Consider the following 20,833-nt stretch of genomic DNA (forward strand, 5'->3'; position numbering starts at 1 on the left):
ATGCCGCTAACACATGACAAGCCGACGCCCAGACCAATAGAAATTGCGGCTATTGATCTAGGTTCAAACAGTTTTCATATGATTATCGCACGAATTGTTAACGATGCATTTCAGATTTTAGGTCGCTTAAAACAACGGGTCCATCTTGCCGACGGTCTTGATAACAACAATCGATTAAGCGAAGAAGCAATAACACGCGGTCTTGCCTGTCTGGCTTTATTTGCTGAACGGTTACAAGGCTTTCCTGCGGATAACGTTTGTCTGGTGGGCACTCACAGCTTACGTGAAGCCAGCAATGCCAAAGAATTTATCAAACGCGCTAAAGACGTTATCCCCTACCCGATTGAAATTATTTCCGGCCATGAAGAAGCTCGTCTGATCTATATGGGGGTAGAACATACACAACCAGAAAAAAACCGTAAACTGGTGATTGATATTGGTGGCGGCTCCACTGAACTGGTAATTGGTGAAAATTTTGAACCATTATTAGTAGAAAGCCGCCGAATGGGATGCATTAGCTTCGCCCACCAATTCTTTCCCGATGACGAAATTAGCGCAGAACAATTCCGCCGAGCGCGGCTTGAAGCTGCGCAAAAACTGGAAAATCTCTCATGGCAGTACCGCATCACTGGCTGGAATTCAGCGCTTGGGGCATCCGGGACCATTAAAGCGGTGTATGAAGTGCTGGTCGCCATGGGGGAAAAGGACGGATTAATCACCCCTGAACGGCTGGAGATGCTGGTCAAAGAAATACTCAAATTCAAGAAATTAAAAACCCTCGACTTACCCGGACTAGCGGATGATCGTAAACACTTTTTTATTCCTGGTTTGGCTATCTTATGCGGTATATTCGACACTCTGCATATAAAAGTATTACAACTCTCAGATGGTGCGCTGCGTGAAGGCGTTTTATATGAAATGGAAGGCCGTTTTCGTCATCAAGATATCCGCCAGAGAACCGCGAGAAGCCTGGCTGAACACTATAATATCGACCGAGAACAGGCAAAACGTGTACTTAATACGACTGAAACACTTTACCAACAGTGGGCAATCCAGAACCCTAAACTAGTGCAACCTCAACTCGAAGCGATTTTACACTGGGCGGCAATGTTACACGAAGTTGGATTAAGTATTAACTTAAGCGGATTACAGCGACACTCTGCCTATATTCTGCAAAACACCAACTTACCCGGCTTTAATCAGGAACAGCAATTACTGCTGGCAACCTTGGTTCGCTGTCATCGTAAAACAATAAAACTGGATGATTTGCCAAGATTCAATTTATTCAAGAAAAAACAGTATCTGCCATTAATTCAAATCCTACGTCTGGCAACTCTACTCAATAATCAACGCCAATCCACAACCATTCCTGAATCACTCAGACTGGTCACTGATGATAGTCATTGGGCGCTCTACCTGCCTTACAATTATTTATCAGAAAACACCCTGATGCAGCTTGATCTGGAAAAAGAGCAAGGTTACTGGCATAACGTTACGGGTTGGCAATTAGAAATAGCCGAGGAATCAATATAAAGATACCAAACCATGAAAAAAAGAAGCGATCTCAGATATACCTTATGGATTTCAAGATGCATCGCGACGGCAAGGGAGTGAATCCCCGGGAGCATAGATAACGATGTGACCGGGGTGAGTGAGTGCAGCCAACAAAGAGGCAACTTGAAAGATGACGGGTATATTACACCCAAAAAGAGGGTAACTGGTATGTAGCCTCAGAAATAAAATCATTGATCGAATTTAACTCAGAAATTAAACCTGTTGAACCCGGTTCAATTTTCGACGGATTGACTAGTGAGAAATATATTAGCTACGACACAACTATCCCAGCAAGCAGCGATAACGTCGAACAGGCAAAAGAAAAAATCTATTCACTGTTAGATAATGCCGTCAGAAAGCGGGTTGACACAGACCTGCCAGTGTCAATTATGTTTAGCGGCGGCATAGACAGTACTATCGTGCTTTATCTTGCAAAAAAATATCACCACGATATTACGGCGATTTCATTTGGATTACCGGGTTCAAAAGACATTGAAATTGCCCAAAGATATTGTACTGAGAATAATATAAAGCATATTATATATACATTTACTCAGGAAGAATTAATCAATAATATCCAAGATGCTATCTATTATGGTGAATTTTTCGAACAAATCGATGCGATCGATTCAACTATTGCTCACTTTGGCTATTATATTGCTAACCGTCTTGGCTTTAAAATTGCTTTATGTGGAGAAGGTAGTGATGAAATTTTTGCTGGTTACGATCTATTTAAAACATACCCCGATCCCCATCACCTCTCCCTATATCGATTAAATAATCTTCATAGGACTGATTTACAAAGAGTTGATCGGGCAAGCATGAGAAATACTGTTGAAGCAAGAATTCCCTTTATGGATTCAGCACTAGTGCCTTATGTTTTAAGCTTGGATTTTTCTTACAAACTCAATAATGGGATAGAAAAATATATTTTACGCGAAGCATTCAGAGGAAAAATACCCGAATATATCATTGACAGACCAAAAATAAGAATGCCAGATGGCAGTGGTGTAAAAAATACTATCATTGATTACGTTAAAGATATTAAATGCAATCTACCGAGAAACATGGTTGACAGCCTTAATTCTATCGGATTAACCATGTGACCGGGGTGAGCGAGTGCAGCCAACAAAGCGGCAACTTGAAGGATAACGGGTATATATTGATGATATTTCTCCCGCACTTTATAACCAGCTTAAATTCTCTTAAAAATTAAGCAATATCATCCAACAACCGCAAAGAAAGCGAAGGTAACAGAAGCAGTATCATTTGCATAATTTCTGAAGTCGGCTCGAAAAAACTGACAAAAAATGCCTTAATTTGCCTTAAAAAGCGCTTCCTTGACATATTTTCCACATTTTCTCCATTTTTTAGCCTATCCTCACTGTCTAAACTAATAGCATGAGATTAAACCGATATTTCAGTCGGACATAATCGAGCAACACCTTAGCCTTGCGTTTGAGAGAATGTCGAAGAAATGAATCAAAATAATAAACACCGTACCCTCCTTTTCCGTGCAGCACTGGCCGCTATTGCCATTGCTGCCGCTATATTTTTCTGGTACCAACTAAAAACCCCTCAACAATCTAGTCCATCTGATCAATCCTCTGGTTTAAGACATTCCCCTTTACCCCCTGTGCAGATTGCCACAGCAAAAGAGCAGGCAGTCCCTCGCTTTCTGGCCGGGCTTGGCACTATTCAGGCCGCCAATACCGCCACGGTAACCAGCCGGGTTGAAGGTCAGCTTATCGCTTTGCACTTTCAGGAAGGCCAACAAATTAAACAAGGGGATTTACTGGCAGAAATTGATCCACGCCCTTTTCAGGTTCAACTAGCACAAGCCAAAGGCCAGCTTGCTAAAGATGAAGCAATATTGGCGAATGCCCGTCAGGATCTCAATCGCTACCAGAAATTGGCAAACACTCACCTGATTTCCCAACAAGAAATGGATAATCAACGTGCACTTGTCCGCCAACACGAAGCCAGTCTGAAAGTTGATCAAGCCGCAATTGATAGTGCAAAACTCCAACTCACTTACAGCCGTATTACGGCTCCCATTTCCGGTAAAGTGGGCTTGAAACAGATCGATGTAGGAAATTTTATTTCCAGTGGTAACAGCTCCCCTATCGTGGTTATTACCCAAACCGATCCGGTAGATGTGCTATTTTCACTCCCTGAAAACGATATCAATGCGGTTTTACAAGCTCAAAAAACGAATCATGACGTCGTTGTTAGTGCCTGGGATCGCAATAACCAGCAACAACTTGCCGAAGGAAAACTGTTGAGCCTTGATAATCAAATTGATGCCGCTACCGGCACAATTAAGCTGAAAGCCCGTTTTTCCAATCAAGATAGCATCTTATTCCCAAATCAGTTTGTTAATGTCCGTATTAAAGTCGATACACTGGAAAATGCAGTGGTGATCCCAAATGCTGCCCTGCAAATGGGTAATGAAGGGAATTTTGTCTGGATGTTAGGTAAAGAGAATAAAGTCAGCAAACATCTGGTCACGGTCAAATTGCAGGATACAAAACGCGTTGTTATCAGTACCGGCTTAGCAGCCGGTGATAAAGTGGTCACTGATGGTATTGATCGCCTGACAGATGGTGCTAAGGTGGATATTGTTACACCAATGGCAACAAATAAGCCTCAGCCACAAAAACACGATAAAACGGAGAATTCCTGATGCAGGCAGGCTCCCCAATCCCAGGTGGCGGACCATCACGTCTGTTCATCTTGCGACCTGTTGCCACCACGCTGTTTATGGCAGCAATCCTGCTGGCAGGTATTATCGGCTATCGCATGTTGCCCGTGTCTGCATTACCGGAAGTGGACTATCCCACCATTCAGGTTGTCACACTCTATCCCGGTGCAAGCCCCGATGTGATGACTTCGGCAGTCACCGCACCACTGGAGCGCCAACTCGGACAGATGTCTGGCCTTAAACAGATGGTATCTCAAAGTTCCGGCGGGGCTTCCGTTATCACATTACAATTCCAGCTAACTTTGCCATTAGATGTCGCCGAGCAGGAAGTGCAGGCGGCTATCAATGCAGCCAGTAATTTATTGCCGAATGACCTGCCTTATCCCCCGATCTACAGCAAAGTTAATCCCGCTGATCCACCGATTCTAATGCTAGCCGTCACCTCCGACGCAATGCCAATGACACAGATTCAAGATATGGTGGAAACCCGCATTGCACAGAAAATTTCACAGGTCAACGGCGTAGGATTGGTGACACTCGCCGGCAGCCAGCGACCCGCTGTCAGAGTGAAGCTAAACGCCCAAGTGGTCGCGGCACAAGGATTGGATAGCGAAACGATCCGCACCGCTATCAACAATGCTAACGTTAACTCCGCCAAAGGTAGCCTTGATGGTCCGACTCGCTCTGTCACGCTTTCGGCCAACGATCAAATGAAGTCAGTAAATGATTACCGCAACTTGATCATTGCCTATAAAAATGGCTCACCGGTGCGGTTACAAGATGTCGCAACCATTGAACAAGGCGCTGAAAATACCAAACTAGGTGCATGGTCAAATAACAAACAAGCGATTGTGATTAATGTTCAGCGCCAGCCAGGCGCCAATGTGATTGAAACTACAGATAACATTCGTCAGATGTTGCCGGAACTTATCAGCAGTTTGCCAAAGTTCGTCGATATGAAAATCCTGACTGACCGCACGACAACCATTCGTGCCTCAGTGCAAGATGTTCAATTTGAGCTGTTACTGGCAATTGCACTGGTTGTTATGGTGATTTATCTGTTTTTACGTAACGGTATCGCAACACTTATCCCCAGTATCGCAGTTCCCCTTTCACTGATCGGCACATTCGCAGTGATGTATTTCTGCGGTTTCTCCGTCAATAATCTGACGCTAATGGCGCTCACCATTGCTACCGGTTTTGTCGTAGACGATGCCATTGTGGTCATTGAAAATATCTCTCGTTATATAGAACAAGGCGAGAAACCGATGACAGCCGCATTGAAAGGCGCGGGTGAAATCGGTTTTACCATTATCTCCCTGACTTTCTCTTTGATTGCAGTGCTGATCCCGCTGCTTTTTATGGGCGATATCGTTGGCCGCCTGTTTCGTGAGTTTGCAATTACCCTGGCCGTGGCAATTCTGATTTCAGCCGTTGTCTCACTGACATTAACCCCCATGATGTGCGCTCGAATCCTGAAACCGGAATCACAGATAAAACACAATCGTTTTGAACAAGCCAGTGGACGATTTTTTGAACAAATGATTGCCGGTTATGCTGTATGGCTAAAAAGAGCACTGAATCACCCGTGGATCACCTTTGGCATCGCCCTAAGTACATTGGCGCTAACTGCCCTGCTCTATCTGATGATTCCAAAAGGATTTTTTCCATCACAGGATAATGGGCTGATTCAGGGAACACTGGAAGCGCCACAATCCATTTCCTTCACCGCAATGGTGAATAAACAACAACAGGTTTCATCCTTATTGCTGCAAGACCCGGCAGTAGAAAATATCACCACTTTTGTGGGCGTTGATGGCAGTAACCCAACATTGAATAACGGGCGACTGCAAATCACACTAAAACCACTCAATCAGCGTGATGACAGAATCGTTGACATTATTCCGCGTTTGCAGGAAAAAGTTGCCGCTATACCCGGCATAAAGCTCTATCTGCAACCGATGCAGGATTTGACGATTGACACTCAGGTTACCCGTACCCAATACCAATTCACTTTGCAGGCAACCTCTCTGGATGAACTGAGTATCTGGGTGCCAAAATTGCTGGCTGAACTAAAGCAGAGAGCAGAGCTAGTTGATATCAGCAGTGACTGGCAAGATCAGGGGCTGATCGCCTACGTTAAAGTAGACCGAGACATTGCCAGCCGATTGGGCATCTCAATGGCCGCCATAGATAACGCACTCTATAACGCATTCGGCCAGCGGCTAATTTCAACCATTTATACGCAGGCTAATCAGTATCGGATCATCTTGGAACATGATGTGACATCGACTCCAGGGCTGGCAGCATTTGATAACATCCGCCTTAACGGAACTGACGGCCATATCGTACCTCTCAGAACCATTGCAACTATTGAACAAAGATTTGGTCCACTGGCAATCAACCATCTAGCTCAATTTCCCTCAGCAACATTTTCGTTCAACGTTGCTGAGGATGCTTCTCTTGAGCAGGCGGTCAATGCTGTTCGTGATGCCGCACAACTGATCAACATGCCCAAAGACATTTCCACCCAATTCCAAGGAACAACACTGGCATTTGAAAGCGCACTGGGCAATACATTGTGGCTAATCGCGGCTGCCATTATCGCCATGTATATCGTGCTAGGCATACTGTATGAAAGCTTCATCCATCCGGTGACAATCCTCTCCACATTGCCGACAGCGGGAGTGGGTGCACTATTAGCGCTGATGATGGCAGGTCATGAACTGGATGTCATTGCGATCATCGGCATTATCTTGTTGATAGGTATTGTGAAGAAAAACGCCATCATGATGATCGATTTTGCGCTGGCAGCGGAGCGTGAACAGGGATTATCGCCTTACGAAGCCATTTATCAAGCGTGCTTATTGCGCTTCCGCCCAATTCTGATGACCACAATGGCAGCGTTGCTTGGGGCACTCCCCTTGATGCTCAGCACCGGTGTCGGCGCTGAATTACGTCGTCCTTTGGGTATCTGTATGGTAGGTGGATTGATTATGAGCCAGATCCTGACACTGTTTACTACGCCAGTGATCTATTTACTGTTTGACCGTCTGGCCCACTATCGCCGCAATCGACAGCTCTCAGTTTCAAACACGTCATCTATTGATCATCAGGAGCCGCGGTGAAATTTTTTGCCTTATTTATCCAACGCCCTGTTGCCACCACGCTATTGAGTCTAGCCATAACCCTATGTGGGGTATTGGGATTTACCCTGTTGCCGGTTTCTCCTTTACCACAAGTGGATTTCCCGGTGATCTCGGTTTACGCCTCATTACCGGGCGCTTCACCGGAAACAATGGCCTCATCTGTCGCGACTCCGCTGGAGCACGCCCTAGGCCGAATTGCCGGAGTCAATGAAATGACCTCCAGTAGCTCCCTTGGCAATACCAATATCACACTTGAATTTGATCTCAATCGTGATATTAACAGTGCAGCACGGGATGTACAGGCAGCGCTGAATGCCGCTCAAAGTCTGTTGCCTTCCGGTATGCCTAGCCGACCGCATTATTACAAAGTCAACCCGACTGATGCCCCAATCATGATCCTCACATTGACTTCCGATACCTATAATCAGGGGCAGCTTTATGATTTTGCCTCTACTCAACTGGCTCAGAAAATCGCCCAAGTTGAAGGCGTCAGTGAAGTCTCTGTTGGCGGCAGTTCATTACCGGCAGTCAGAGTTGAATTGAATCCTGGCGCCCTGTTTCATCAGGGGGTTTCGCTAGATGCGGTACGCAAAGCTATCAGCAATGCCAATGTTCGCCGCCCACAAGGATATGTGGATTCCGAGCAGCAACACTGGCAAATTCAAACGAATGATGAGTTAAAAACCGCCGAAAACTATCGCCCAATCATCGTTCACTACAACAACAATTCACCGGTGCGATTGCAGGATGTAGCAAATGTAAAAGATTCTGTTCAGAATGTCAGAGCAGCCGGAATGTCTGGCGGTGAGCCGGCTATTTTGTTGATCATTCGCCGTGAGGCTGGCGCGAATATTATCGCCACAGTAAACCGTATCCGTGAACAATTACCTGCATTACGTGAATCTATTCCTGCCAGTATTCAACTTAATGTTGCTCAAGACCGCACACCCACTATTCGTGCTTCAATAGTGGAAGTAGAACGAGCATTGGTGATTGCTATCGGGCTGGTCATTCTGGTGGTATTCCTGTTCTTGCGTTCTGGTCGCGCAACAGTGATCCCTGCCATTGCTGTACCGGTTTCACTCATTGGCACATTTACCGCTATGTATCTGTGCGGTTTCAGTTTGAACAACCTTTCCTTAATGGCGCTGACGGTTGCCACAGGATTTGTGGTAGATGATGCGATTGTGGTGCTGGAGAATATTTCCCGCCACCTTGAAGCCGGCATAAAACCCATGAAAGCGGCCCTACAGGGTGTCCGGGAAGTGGGTTTTACGGTCCTCTCGATGAGTATTTCGCTGGTAGCCGTCTTTATCCCGCTTCTGCTCATGGATGGATTGGTTGGTCGGCTGTTCCGTGAATTTGCCATTACCCTAACCACATCAATCAGCATCTCATTATTGGTTTCTCTAACACTAACGCCAATGATGTGCGCTCATTTACTAAAATCTCAGCGTCCCAAAGCACAGAAGAAAATACGAGGATTCGGTAAAGTTCTACTGAAAATTCAACAAGCTTACGGACGCTCCCTGATGTGGGTTCTTAATCATAGCCGTTGGGTATTGTTAATTTTGGCCGGCATCATTGCTCTAAATGTTTGGCTCTATATCAATATCCCCAAAACTTTCTTCCCAGAGCAGGATACCGGTCGGTTGCTAGGGTTTGTTCGGGCAGATCAAAGTATCTCGTTCCAATCTATGCGTGAAAAAATGAAAAATTTCATGCAGACAATCAATGCAGATCCTACGGTAGACAGCGTTATCGGCTTTACCGGTGGTGGGCGAGTAAATAATGGTTTTATGTTTATCTCTCTAAAGCCATTGAAAGAGCGTTCAGAAAACGCTGAACAGGTTATCTCACGCCTGAGGATTAAACTTGCCAATGAACCGGGAGCAAATCTATTTCTCATTCCGGTACAAGATATTAGGGCTGGCGGTCGCCAGGCTAATGCCAGCTATCAATTCACATTGCTGGCCGATGATCTGAATGATCTTCGCAAATGGGAGCCTGTTATCCGTAAAGCATTAGGACAATTGCCGCAACTGACTGACGTGAATTCAGATAAGGAGGATAAAGGCGCTGAAATGGCAATAATCTATGATCGCGATACCATGTCTCGTCTGGGCATTAATGTCAGTGAAGCCAATAATTTGCTGAATAATGCTTTTGGTCAGCGACAAATATCCACTATTTATCAACCACTTAATCAGTACAAGGTGGTGATGGAAGTTGCACCAGAATATACACAGGATGTCAGCGCACTGGAAAAAATGTTTGTGATTAATAATCAAGGAAAAGCCATTCCGCTCTCCTATTTTGCTCACTGGCAACCGGCTAACGCGCCACTCAGTGTAAACCATCAGGGGCTTTCTGCTGCTTCAACCATTGCTTTCAATGTATCCGAAGGCTATACCCTCTCTGATGCTATCAATGCGATTGAAAGAACCACAACCGAACTTGGGGTACCTTCAACGGTTCGTGGCACTTTTGCAGGCACCGCCCAGATTTTTCAGGAAACCCTGAAATCACAATTATTCTTGATTCTGGCGGCCATTATTACCGTCTATCTGGTGCTAGGGATACTGTATGAAAGTTATATCCATCCATTGACTATTCTCTCTACCCTGCCTTCCGCCGGTATTGGTGCCCTGCTAGCATTGGAACTGTTTGACACACCATTCAGCCTGATAGCATTAATCGGCATCATGTTATTGATTGGTATCGTGAAAAAGAACGCCATTATTATGGTGGACTTTGCAATTGAAGCTCAACGTAGCGGTAATATCCGCGCTCGTGATGCGATATTCCAAGCCAGCCTGTTACGTTTCCGTCCGATTCTGATGACCACACTGGCCGCCTTGTTTGGTGCCCTGCCACTGGTTTTGAGTAGTGGCGACGGTACGGAATTACGCCAACCCTTAGGAATAACCATTGTGGGTGGTTTGGTTATGAGCCAGCTTTTAACTCTATATACCACACCGGTTGTCTATCTCTGTTTTGATCGACTAAGGGAAAAATGGCAACAACGGCGTACCACCAAGCAAATTATGGAGCCATCATGAAACTCGGCATCAGTGGTAAGCTGTTTATGGCCATTTTCGCCACTTGCATGCTCGTACTCATCACCATGCACTGGGGCGTAAGAAGCAGCTTCCAGCATGGTTTTATTGGTTATATAAAACAAAATATCCAGTTACGTACTGCCATGTTAGCCGAAGCACTGGCTGAACAATATCAACAATATGGTAGCTGGAAATTCTTAAAGAGGAATGACCGGGTAATTTTTCAAATCATTCGCTCCATTGAACAAACCAGTGAAAGCCGTCAAGGTCCACCACCTCGCGGTTGGCGAACTCAATTTTGGGTGGTGGACAGTGACATGAAACTGCTGGTCGGTCATGAAGGTAAAATCCCGTCAGAGACTTATCGCAAACCGATCATCTATCATCATCAAGTCGTTGGCTGGGTCATTGTTAGCACATCAGATAAAATTACCCGTCAAGCTGATATCAGTTTTGATCGCCAACAACAACTGACAAGCTGGATAATTGCCGGTTTATCTACCTTGCTGGCAATGATAGCCACGCTATTATTATCCCGCGGTATGTTAAAACCCGTTAAACGTTTGGTTGAAGGGACGCATAAACTGGCAGCCGGTGATTTCAGTGCCCGAGTCACACCATCAAGTAAAGATGAAATTGGTCAGCTTGCCCACAATTTTAACCAGCTCGCCAGTACCCTGGAAAAAAACGAGCAGATGCGTCGCGATTATATGGCCGATATTTCTCATGAACTGCGCACTCCCCTTTCTATATTGCGTGGTGAATTGGAAGCGTTACAGGATGGTGTTCACAAACCAACGCCAGAAACTCTCAATTCGTTATTGGCTGAAATTACCACATTGACCAAACTGGTTAATGATCTACACCAGCTATCTCTATCCGATCGCGGGGCGCTGGCATACCGGAAAGAATTTATCAACATCAGTGAGTTAATTCAGATTGCTATCGCATCTTATTATGGACGTTTCCTTGATAAACAAATCCAAGTGGATGTTAAACTTCCTGAAATGATTATGGTGTTTGCTGACCCAAGCAGATTGACTCAGCTATTTCATAATTTACTGGAAAATAGTCTTCGCTATACCGCTGATAATGGAAAATTGATCATTAAAGGTTGTTCTGACGATAACCACTTCATTCTAAATTGGGAGGACAGCAAGCCCGGTTTGTCACCAGAGCAATGCCAACGGGTTTTTGAACGATTCTACCGCAGTGAATCCTCACGAAACCGCGCCAGTGGTGGCTCAGGACTTGGGTTAGCCATTTGCTATAACATCGTTGAAGCCCATAACGGTACGATCCATGCCGAACCCTCACCTTTAGGTGGCCTGAGAATTATCGTAGAATTGTCGCTCACTGAATCCCTCGACGGCGAAACGTTATGAGTACAGAATTTGAGCATTATACTGTTTTGATTGTTGAAGATGAGCCAAAACTTGGGCAATTGCTGGTTGATTACTTGCAAGCGGCTGATTACGAAACCCAGTGGCTACTGCGAGGTGATGAGGCGGTTTCCCATGTACAGCAACACAATCCAGATATTATTTTGCTGGATTTGATGCTTCCAGGCTGTGATGGCATCTCTATTTGTCGGGAAATTCGCCGCTTCTCTGACGTACCGATTATTATGGTCACCGCCAAAACGGAAGAAATTGACCGTTTACTTGGATTGGAAATCGGGGCAGATGATTATATTTGTAAACCTTACAGCCCACGTGAAATTGTCGCGCGAGTTAAAACGATTCTTCGTCGCTGTTACCGACCACAAGATATTGTCAGGCAAAGCGATCTACAAATTGACGAAGCCTGTTTCCAAGCGCGTTACCGCGATAAAATACTGGATTTGACCCCAGTTGAATTCCGGTTATTAAAAACGATGGCAAGTCGCCCTGGGCAAGTATTTTCCCGCGATAAGTTATTGAATAATCTATATGACGATCACCGAATCGTGACAGACCGTACCATTGATAGCCACATCAAAAATTTACGCCGTAAACTGGAACAATTAGATAACAGTAAAACATTCATTCGTTCTATTTATGGACTTGGTTACCGATGGGAAGCGGATATATGCCGTTTGTTATAACTGTCACACTTTAACTGAATTAAATTTCTCTCAACCTTTCACCGGTCAGAAATTCAGCTATATTAAAAATACTTACCTTTAATTGGAGGAATTTCTTATGGCTGTGGGTCATTATGATCTTAAGAGAACAAAAAACAAGCAGTATTACTTCAATTTAAAAACATCGAACGGTGAAGTTATCCTTACCAGTGAAATGTATACTACCAAGGCAGCAGCGAATAAAGGAATTCGTTCTGTCCAAGCAAATTCACCGGCAGAAAAAAACTTCGAAATCAGAGAAAACAAATCTGGCAAGTCCTACTTCGTACTGAAAGCGAGAAACTATCAAGTTATCGGCATCAGCGAGTCTTACGATAATGAAGTCGCAGCCAAAAAAGGCATTCAATCTGCGATTAAACATGGCGCTAGCGTCAATGTTCGAGATCTGACAAAGTCAGAATAATATTTTTTCATGATAAACCGCACCTTATCAGTTGAAAGTTATCGTCAATTGATAAGGCGCCCTTCATCGATCAAGAAAACCGGATGTTTCATACTAATAAATTTGTATCCCCAACAAATTAAGCGTTAGAATCCCCCCGGCCTTATCCTTACTTTTTATAGTGAAAACTCATCTCAACTCAAACCGAGAATTTTTTAACCATGTTTACTCCAGAATTACTTTCCCCTGCCGGTTCGCTGAAAAATATGCGCTATGCTTTTGCCTATGGCGCAGATGCCGTATATGCTGGTCAACCACGTTACAGCCTGCGTGTTCGCAATAATGAATTTAATCACGAAAATCTGGCACTCGGCATTAAAGAAGCTCATGAGCTTGGTAAACGCTTTTACGTCGTGGTCAATATTGCGCCTCACAATGCCAAATTGAAAACTTTTCTCCGTGATCTCAAGCCTGTTATTGATATGGGACCTGATGCCCTCATTATGTCTGATCCCGGACTGATTATGATGGTTCGTGAAGCTTTTCCTGAAATGGAAATTCATCTTTCCGTTCAAGCTAACGCGGTTAACTGGGCGACAGTAAAATTCTGGCAACAAATGGGACTGACACGGGTCATTCTTTCCCGTGAACTTTCTCTGGATGAAATTAACGAGATTCGCCAGCAGGTTCCCGATATGGAACTGGAAATTTTCGTCCATGGGGCATTGTGTATGGCCTACTCCGGTCGTTGCTTATTATCCGGCTATATTAATAAACGCGATCCCAATCAGGGAACCTGCACTAATGCCTGCCGTTGGGAATATCATGTCCAAGAAGGCAAAGAAGATGATATCGGTAATATTGTGCATATGCATGAACCGATACCGACAAAAAGTATCGAGCCAACATTGGGAAAAGGCACACCAACAGATAAAGTATTTACGTTCGAAGAAGCAAAACGCCCTGGTGAATATATGTCAGCTTTCGAAGATGAACATGGTACTTATATCATGAATTCCAAAGACTTACGTGCAGTTGAGCATGTTGAGCGATTAGCTAAAATGGGCGTTCACTCTCTGAAAATCGAAGGACGAACAAAATCCTTCTATTACTGCGCTCGCACAGCACAAGTTTACCGCCGAGCCATTGATGATGCCGTTGCAGGAAAACCTTTTGATCCAACGCTGCTAACAACGTTAGAAGGACTTGCTCATCGCGGCTATACCGAAGGATTTTTGCGCCGTCATACCCATGATGCTTATCAGACTTATGAATACGGTTACTCGATATCCGATAGCCAACAATTTGTTGGTGAATTTACGGGTGAGCGAGTCAACGGATTGGCTGAAGTTGCTGTCAAGAATAAATTCATGATCGGAGACCGTATCGAATTAATGACACCATCAGGCAATATCCAGTTTACACTGGAAGCAATGCAGGATAAAAAAGGCCAACCAATGGAAGTTGCGCCTGGAGATGGGTATATTGTCTATTTACCAATTCCTAAACAAATTGATATTAATTACGCCTTATTAATACGTAATCTAAATGGTATTAATTCTCAATATCCTCAAACGAACCGAGACTCAGACAAATAATCATCAATATCCCCTATTCACGATAATATATTTCTTTTTTTAGAAACAGATCACATCAATACTATTTTATTTACCGTAGTATTGTCGGTGAAAAATAGAAAATTAAAAAAGTTTTACAGTAAGACTAGGAACCACCTCCTTGGCCGGCTCAATCTCCCTTGAGCTGGCCTTTTCTTTTTTGCTCTGGGAAATAAAATCAACAAGTTACAGAATTCATTTACATGATTAATTACATAGAGAAATTTAACTATTAAATCAATGAATATTTATATTCATGTGTTTCTGGTACCCTACATATTAATAAGAAAATATTTCTACTTATTGAAATATCACACTATCTAAAGAGATGTAATTAAAATTTTCCACTGTTTAATCATTCAGGAAATCCATCATATTTAGACCAAATATTATACAACTTGATAGAATTAATCAGGTGAAGATTATGAAAACAGATAATTACAATTTACTTATTGTTAAAACTATTAGTTCAACATTTACCTGACTATATCAACTTAATAACCCAAAACGGCTTTTATTTCATATATCCGTCATCTTTCAAGTTGCCTCTTTGTTGGCTGCACTCACTCACCCCGGTCACATCGTTATCTATGCTCCCAGGGATTCACTCCCTTGCCGTCGCGATCCATCTTGAAATCCATTGGGTATATATCCATAACATAAAAAAGGGTAAAATAGCCAAATCACCCCAAAGCTGATAAACAACAGCGCAGTACCTGTTGCCTCCTCATAAAAATGAAGTTTAATCCCACAATAGGAACTGCTTAGTAAACCAAAAGACAATAGAAACGCATTTTTACACCGAATCAGTATGAAAAATATCATCTAACAATAACATCAAGAAAAATCAACTTAGCTGAGTAACAGTAATAAACAGTCAACTTTCATCTATCAAACTCAGCTTGCATCAACAGGTCCAATGACTCTATAAAAAATCGTTTGCAAACAAGTGACTAAAAAGAAAACATAATAATAAATTATCCTTGGTAAATGGAGGAAGCCGAAATATCACTATTCGCAATAGAAACATGAGAAATTTTTCATCTGTGAAAAAATCAAACTATATTGATGTATTTCCCACTCAGCTAATTGATTGATGAATACAGCCAAAACTAAAAATTTAGTATAATTATTATTTTGTATTATTATCATTTTTACGAAAGAATAAATAACTATATTAACTGTTGCTTACAGGATTATATGGATTTAAAAACATTGACGTTAAAAATGGTTATTTGCCATATAGTGGTGTAACATAGTTATAAATCAATTGACAAAATAAAAAATCATTCTTGGATTCACATAAATCAATAAAATTGATATCAATAGCATTCAAGAAATATGAATATCCAACCTTATAAAACTCATTTAAATGATAGAAAAACATATTAAATCTTTGCAAAAAACTCATATAATAAAATAATCAATTTAGCGATAGAAAGATAAAAATATAAATAACACTCTTATTTATCGGTTAATTAAATTATAAAAATAATATTATAATTCAATATTAATCAATAAGTTATTTATTAAAAACAATAACCTTTACGTATATGAACTTAAAGTAATGCTGACAGTCTGATCATAATCGAAAGAAAATCATCCATATATAAACGCTATTTTGATCAATTTATATCAGTTGGTGCTCTAAAATTCCCCAACAGTCTTATCAATTCTATTCAACAATATTTTGATATTATAAATTAATAAATAACAATAATGAAAAAATTCATTCTTTCACAAATAAAAAGACGCGAGCATAGATAAATAATAATGTATATCCAATCTACGATGAAAACATTTCATTGTTGAATAATGAGATCAAAAGAATTATTAACAAGATCAATAAAGGCGATGAATTTATTCTTTATCGGTATTAAATCTTATATACCCTATGGATTTCAAGATGGATCGCGGCGGCAAGGGAGTGAATCCCCGGGAGCATAGCAAACTATGTGACCGGGGTGAGCGAGTGCAGCCAACAAAGAAGCAATTTGAAAGATAACGGGTATATGCCTATTTATCTTATTCCAAGAAAATTGTCTGTTAGCAAACGATAAGAATGACGAAAATATATAATCCAACACATAAAGATCTTACGTTTTCACACCCATATCAATCACCTAAAGAATGGTAATGTCACTCTTACACTAAATAGCCACTTTCCAGGTAATAACATTCTCTTTAAAATCTTACCTGAAGCGATCCACTACCACTTCCCTCCCAAATATAACTTGTTATCCTAAAAAGGATAAATGACAATCGATAGCATCTTTTCATAACTGGAGTAAGACATGACTGATATCGCTAAGTTGTTAGGCAAAGATGCGGACAGTTTATTGCAACATCGTTGTAATGCCATTCCGAGTGAAAATCTTTATCTGCCCGGCGCCGATTTTGTTGACCGCGTAATGATCGACAATAACCGACCCAATACGGTTCTGCGCTCCATGCAAACATTGTTAAATCATGGTCGCCTTGCAGGTACGGGTTATTTGTCTATTTTGCCGGTGGATCAAGGTGTAGAACATTCTGCGGCCGCTTCTTTCGCAGCAAACCCTCTCTATTTCGATCCAAAAAATATCGTTGAACTGGCTATTGAAGCCGGCTGTAACTGTGTTGCCTCTACTTATGGCGTGTTATCCGCGGTTTCTCGTCGTTATGCTCATAAGATCCCATTTCTGGTTAAACTGAACCACAATGAAGCACTGAGCTATCCCGCTCAATATGATCAAACTTTATATGCTAGTGTTGAACAAGCATTCGAGATGGGCGCTGTTGCCGTTGGCGCAACAATTTACTTTGGCTCTATTGAATCACGGCGTCAAATTGAGGAAATTTCAGCCGCCTTTAAACGGGCGCATGAACTGGGCATGGTAACGGTATTGTGGGCCTACCTGCGTAATTCTTCCTTCAAGAAAGAAGGGGTGGATTATCACTCCAGTGCAGACCTCACAGGTCAGGCTAACCATTTAGCAGCCACTATCGGTGCCGATATCGTTAAACAAAAAATGGCCGAAAATAACGGCGGCTATACGGCGATTGGCTTTGGTCATACCGATAAACGTGTTTACACTAATTTGACTACCGATCACCCTATCGATCTGGTCCGTTATCAGATAGCTAACTGCTACATGGGTCGCGCCGGCATGATTAACTCAGGTGGTGCATCCGGTAATAATGATTTAAGTGACTCCGTTCGTACCGCCGTCATTAATAAACGCGCAGGCGGCATGGGGTTAATCCTCGGCCGTAAAGCTTTCAAAAAATCCATGAAAGAGGGTATTGAACTGATTAATGCGGTTCAAAATGTCTATCTGGATAAGCAGGTCACTATCGCGTAAATCAAGCTTGTCGCCGGTGATAATGAATATACCCGTTATCTTTCAAGTTGCCTCTTTGTTGGCGGCACTCGGTCACCCCCGGTCACATAGTTCGCTATGCTCCCGGGGATTCGCTCCCTTGCCGTCGCGATCCATCTTGAAATCCATAGGGTATAGGTATAGATAGTAAGTCGCTACCAACGTTGAGTTATACTGTTCTCACAGCATAAACACCTTACTCTTCTTAATTTATTATCACTTTCTCACCAAATCCCGAAAACGCCAATCAGCAACTCTCACCACCACTGATGAAAATGGTGCACAGGCCCAATTCCTTTTCCTACCTCTAACGAGTCCGCCTGTTCTAACGCCGCCTGGAGGTATGATTTGGCAACAGGCAGTGTTGTCTGCCAATTCGAATAACGCGGTCGCAAAGCAGCCAATGCAGCGGAGAGTGTACATCCTGTACCATGAGTATGACGAGTATTAATTCTGGGCGCAGTAAAACGCCATTCTCCCTCAGCAGTAAATAACCAATCAGGGCTTTCATGTTCTGTAAGGTGCCCGCCTTTCAGTAAAATGGCTTCGCATCCTAGCGATAATAGTTCACGCCCTTGTTTTTGCATGTCCGTTTCAGTTTCTGCTACAGAGCATTGCAATATCACTGCGGCTTCCGGCAAATTTGGGGTAATCAACGAAACCTTCGGTAATAATCGCTCAACAACCTCGGAAACCGCTTCCGGCGCCAACAACGGATCGCCGCTTTTCGCAATCATTACCGTATCCAATACAACATAAGGAACGGCATAACGGCTTATTGTGTCGGCAACAACGGCAACATTGGCCGCATTAGATAACATGCCTATCTTAGCGCTATCAATTCTGATATCTGACAACACAGATTCAAGCTGTGCCGCAACAAAAGTAGGATCGATATCATAAACAGATTGCACACCACAGGTGTTTTGCGCCACAAGCGCGGTCATTACTGTTGTGCCATAAGCACCAAGTGCGGAGAAAGTTTTTAGGTCGGCTTGAATGCCAGCACCACCACTAGGATCAGTACCGGCAATTGTCAGTGAATTGATTCTCATCATAGGTACCCCTTCCAACCAGCAAAAGAAAAGCAGGTATATCAGGAAAAGATACCTTGACTTCCCTACGCTGGCATTATCCAGATCAGGTATTACGGGTTCATCTCAGCTCTGTGAAGAGCGCCCCGAGCCAAAACAAAAACACCCTATCAGATAACTAACAGGGTGATATCGGTATATCATTGTTGCCAATAAAAAATCAAACAGACAACAAATTTACTTCGTCAATCCAAAATGATTGACAAAAAGAAGTTATGCTGCTGTAACATTTGCTGCTGAAGGACCTTTCTGACCGTCCTGAATTTCAAACTCAACTTTTTGACCTTCAGCCAGAGTTTTAAAACCCTCACTCTGAATAGCGCTGAAATGTACAAACACATCTTTGCTACCATCAGCTGGAGTAATAAAACCAAAACCTTTAGATTCGTTGAACCACTTTACAGTACCAGTGATTTTTGCCATTTTAAGAATTTCCTTTGGATCACTTAATTCTAATTCGCCGTTCGGCGCAACATAAAAACTAGAGCAAGTTGCTGCTATTAACAAAGCCGTATAACAGAACCCTACCTCGTTTACCCGAACGATTTATCACATATTCTTAATATGATGGCAAGCCATTTTTTATCAGCTATGGAGCTAACGCACATATTTAAAATTCTTAACAACAATTATTGTTTAACATAGCTGCAAAAATTTGAAAACCCAAGGTTATCCTAATTAGCTCACAGTTTATCCACTCAACAAAACCCCTGATAACATAAATAACTTTAATTTATTTTGCCTGTCTTATTATTAGCTTTTTTATATCTATCGTATGGTCATAGAGACCCATCTCTACTGTTTGAGTAAAAGAAAAAATCAACACACTCCCACAATATTAGTCAACTAAAATATCAGTATTAAATACACCCAGTTAATACCTATCACATCTTAATATTAATTTTTTGTTTAACTTTTATTGAAAATAGCAAGAGTAGAATTCCTGAATTTAGATGTTTGTCATATTTTACGTAATACAAAGAATCTTCCCAATTCATGTCGTCGGGAAATTGGAGCAATAAATAATGAAGTTTGATTTAACCGCAGCCTGTACCCTATCAGCCGCTCTTTTAGTCTCATCTGGGACAGTATTTGCAACAACAGCAGATACTGCTAACAAATCATTAACAACTACTGGATCTCACACACCGATCAGTTATGGCAACAATTCGAGCAGTTTATGGGAAAAATTCAACAATAATGTCGCTCTCACCTGGGATGCCCCCGACAATGAGCTCTATCTGCCGGTAATTACTTGGCATAACAGACATACCTACGATAAAGAGAAGACCGATAAATATAATGAGCGGCCTTGGGGTTTCGGCTATGGTAAATATCGTTACGATGAAGACAACGATTGGCATTCCCTTTATGCAATGGCTTTTATGGATTCTCATAACCGTTTGGAACCCATCGTTGGCTATGGATTTCAGAAGATGTGGATACCCGGCGATTTAGATGGTTTCCGAATGGGAATTGGTTTCACGCTGAGCGTTACCGCTCGTCATGATTATTATTATGTCCCTATTCCACTCCCATTACCGTTATTCTCCATAGAATATGATCGGTTATCGTTTCAAGGGACGTACATTCCCGGCACATATAACAACGGAAATGTACTCTTCGCTTGGTTACGCTGGCAGTGGTAACCGGATAAAAAATACCAGGCTGCGTGACATCAGCTTGGTATTTTTATAGTGATAATCCAGATATACCCGTTATCTTTCAAGTTGCTTCTTTGTTGGCTGCACTCACTCACCCCGGTCACATAGTTTGCTATGCTCC

Annotated in this window: 13 protein-coding genes and 1 riboswitch; of the genes, 11 read left to right on the plus strand and 2 right to left on the minus strand. The window is 42.5% G+C overall.

The genetic code is table 11. The features are described 5' to 3' along the window. The 10 genes from ppx (at position 1) to fbaB (ending at position 17,936) form a co-directional block, all read left to right on the plus strand. Positions 1 to 1,533 carry an exopolyphosphatase gene (ppx, locus tag SLS51_RS03785; RefSeq protein WP_323835677.1) on the plus strand — a complete coding sequence of 511 codons (1,533 nt, stop codon included), beginning with the start codon at positions 1 to 3 and terminating at the stop codon, positions 1,531 to 1,533. Positions 1,534 to 1,745: 212 nt separating this feature from the next. Continuing rightward, positions 1,746 to 2,660 carry an asparagine synthase C-terminal domain-containing protein gene (locus SLS51_RS03790; protein WP_323835679.1) on the plus strand — a complete coding sequence of 305 codons (915 nt, stop codon included), beginning with the start codon at positions 1,746 to 1,748 and terminating at the stop codon, positions 2,658 to 2,660. A gap of 371 nt (positions 2,661 to 3,031) precedes the next feature. After that, positions 3,032 to 4,240 carry an MdtA/MuxA family multidrug efflux RND transporter periplasmic adaptor subunit gene (locus tag SLS51_RS03795; protein WP_323835680.1) on the plus strand — a complete coding sequence of 403 codons (1,209 nt, stop codon included), beginning with the start codon at positions 3,032 to 3,034 and terminating at the stop codon, positions 4,238 to 4,240. Beyond that, positions 4,240 to 7,386, plus strand: a complete 3,147-nt coding sequence (locus SLS51_RS03800) for an MdtB/MuxB family multidrug efflux RND transporter permease subunit (RefSeq protein WP_323835682.1) — start codon at positions 4,240 to 4,242, stop codon at positions 7,384 to 7,386. The genes SLS51_RS03795 and SLS51_RS03800 overlap by 1 nt, the downstream gene beginning before the upstream one ends. Next, the gene (gene mdtC / locus SLS51_RS03805; RefSeq protein ID WP_323835684.1) at positions 7,383 to 10,469 is read left to right on the plus strand and encodes a multidrug efflux RND transporter permease subunit MdtC; all 3,087 of its coding nucleotides are present in this window, start codon (positions 7,383 to 7,385) and stop codon (positions 10,467 to 10,469) included. Before SLS51_RS03800 ends, mdtC begins: the two co-directional genes overlap by 4 nt. Then, positions 10,466 to 11,854, plus strand: coding sequence for an envelope stress sensor histidine kinase BaeS (gene baeS / locus SLS51_RS03810; protein ID WP_323835686.1), 1,389 nt, complete (start codon positions 10,466 to 10,468; stop codon positions 11,852 to 11,854). Before mdtC ends, baeS begins: the two co-directional genes overlap by 4 nt. Continuing rightward, on the plus strand, positions 11,851 to 12,555 hold the full coding sequence (baeR, locus tag SLS51_RS03815) for an envelope stress response regulator BaeR (protein ID WP_323835688.1): 705 nt from the start codon (positions 11,851 to 11,853) through the stop codon (positions 12,553 to 12,555). The genes baeS and baeR overlap by 4 nt, the downstream gene beginning before the upstream one ends. Positions 12,556 to 12,652: 97 nt before the next feature. Continuing rightward, a complete protein-coding gene (locus SLS51_RS03820) occupies positions 12,653 to 12,997 on the plus strand; it encodes a YegP family protein (RefSeq protein WP_323835690.1) in 345 nt (114 codons plus the stop codon). Between the two features lie 200 nt (positions 12,998 to 13,197). After that, on the plus strand, positions 13,198 to 14,574 hold the full coding sequence (trhP, locus tag SLS51_RS03825) for a prephenate-dependent tRNA uridine(34) hydroxylase TrhP (RefSeq protein WP_323835692.1): 1,377 nt from the start codon (positions 13,198 to 13,200) through the stop codon (positions 14,572 to 14,574). A gap of 2,312 nt (positions 14,575 to 16,886) precedes the next feature. Continuing rightward, positions 16,887 to 17,936 (plus strand): class I fructose-bisphosphate aldolase, encoded by a 1,050-nt coding sequence (gene fbaB / locus SLS51_RS03830; RefSeq protein WP_323835694.1) that lies wholly within the window; start codon positions 16,887 to 16,889, stop codon positions 17,934 to 17,936. 275 nt (positions 17,937 to 18,211) lie between these two features. On the opposite strand, the gene thiD is transcribed toward fbaB, so the two are convergent. Next, on the minus strand, positions 18,212 to 19,012 hold the full coding sequence (thiD, locus tag SLS51_RS03835) for a bifunctional hydroxymethylpyrimidine kinase/phosphomethylpyrimidine kinase (protein WP_323835696.1): 801 nt from the start codon (positions 19,010 to 19,012) through the stop codon (positions 18,212 to 18,214). A gap of 42 nt (positions 19,013 to 19,054) precedes the next feature. Then, positions 19,055 to 19,147: riboswitch (TPP riboswitch) on the minus strand. Between the two features lie 114 nt (positions 19,148 to 19,261). Then, positions 19,262 to 19,471 carry a transcription antiterminator/RNA stability regulator CspE gene (cspE, locus tag SLS51_RS03840; protein WP_011147003.1) on the minus strand — a complete coding sequence of 70 codons (210 nt, stop codon included), beginning with the start codon at positions 19,469 to 19,471 and terminating at the stop codon, positions 19,262 to 19,264. A 602-nt stretch (positions 19,472 to 20,073) separates the two neighbouring features. Between cspE and pagP the strand changes: the two genes are divergently transcribed. Continuing rightward, positions 20,074 to 20,697 (plus strand): lipid IV(A) palmitoyltransferase PagP, encoded by a 624-nt coding sequence (gene pagP, locus SLS51_RS03845; protein WP_323835700.1) that lies wholly within the window; start codon positions 20,074 to 20,076, stop codon positions 20,695 to 20,697. The last annotated feature ends 136 nt before the right edge of the window (positions 20,698 to 20,833 follow it).

The organism is Photorhabdus africana (genome assembly GCF_035181445.1).
In the GTDB taxonomy this organism is placed as follows: Bacteria; Pseudomonadota; Gammaproteobacteria; order Enterobacterales; family Enterobacteriaceae; genus Photorhabdus; species Photorhabdus laumondii.

Excerpts from the sequence above, each read along its gene's own strand:
- ppx (WP_323835677.1), top strand. The coding sequence starts at position 1 with ATGCCGCTAACACATGACAAGCCGACGCCCAGACCAATAGAAATTGCG.
- trhP (WP_323835692.1), top strand. The coding sequence starts at position 13,198 with ATGTTTACTCCAGAATTACTTTCCCCTGCCGGTTCGCTGAAAAATATG.
- cspE (WP_011147003.1), bottom strand. The coding sequence starts at position 19,471 with ATGGCAAAAATCACTGGTACTGTAAAGTGGTTCAACGAATCTAAAGGT.
- SLS51_RS03800 (WP_323835682.1), top strand. The coding sequence starts at position 4,240 with ATGCAGGCAGGCTCCCCAATCCCAGGTGGCGGACCATCACGTCTGTTC.
- pagP (WP_323835700.1), top strand. The coding sequence starts at position 20,074 with ATGAAGTTTGATTTAACCGCAGCCTGTACCCTATCAGCCGCTCTTTTA.
- SLS51_RS03795 (WP_323835680.1), top strand. The coding sequence starts at position 3,032 with ATGAATCAAAATAATAAACACCGTACCCTCCTTTTCCGTGCAGCACTG.
- fbaB (WP_323835694.1), top strand. The coding sequence starts at position 16,887 with ATGACTGATATCGCTAAGTTGTTAGGCAAAGATGCGGACAGTTTATTG.
- baeR (WP_323835688.1), top strand. The coding sequence starts at position 11,851 with ATGAGTACAGAATTTGAGCATTATACTGTTTTGATTGTTGAAGATGAG.
- SLS51_RS03820 (WP_323835690.1), top strand. The coding sequence starts at position 12,653 with ATGGCTGTGGGTCATTATGATCTTAAGAGAACAAAAAACAAGCAGTAT.
- thiD (WP_323835696.1), bottom strand. The coding sequence starts at position 19,012 with ATGATGAGAATCAATTCACTGACAATTGCCGGTACTGATCCTAGTGGT.
- baeS (WP_323835686.1), top strand. The coding sequence starts at position 10,466 with ATGAAACTCGGCATCAGTGGTAAGCTGTTTATGGCCATTTTCGCCACT.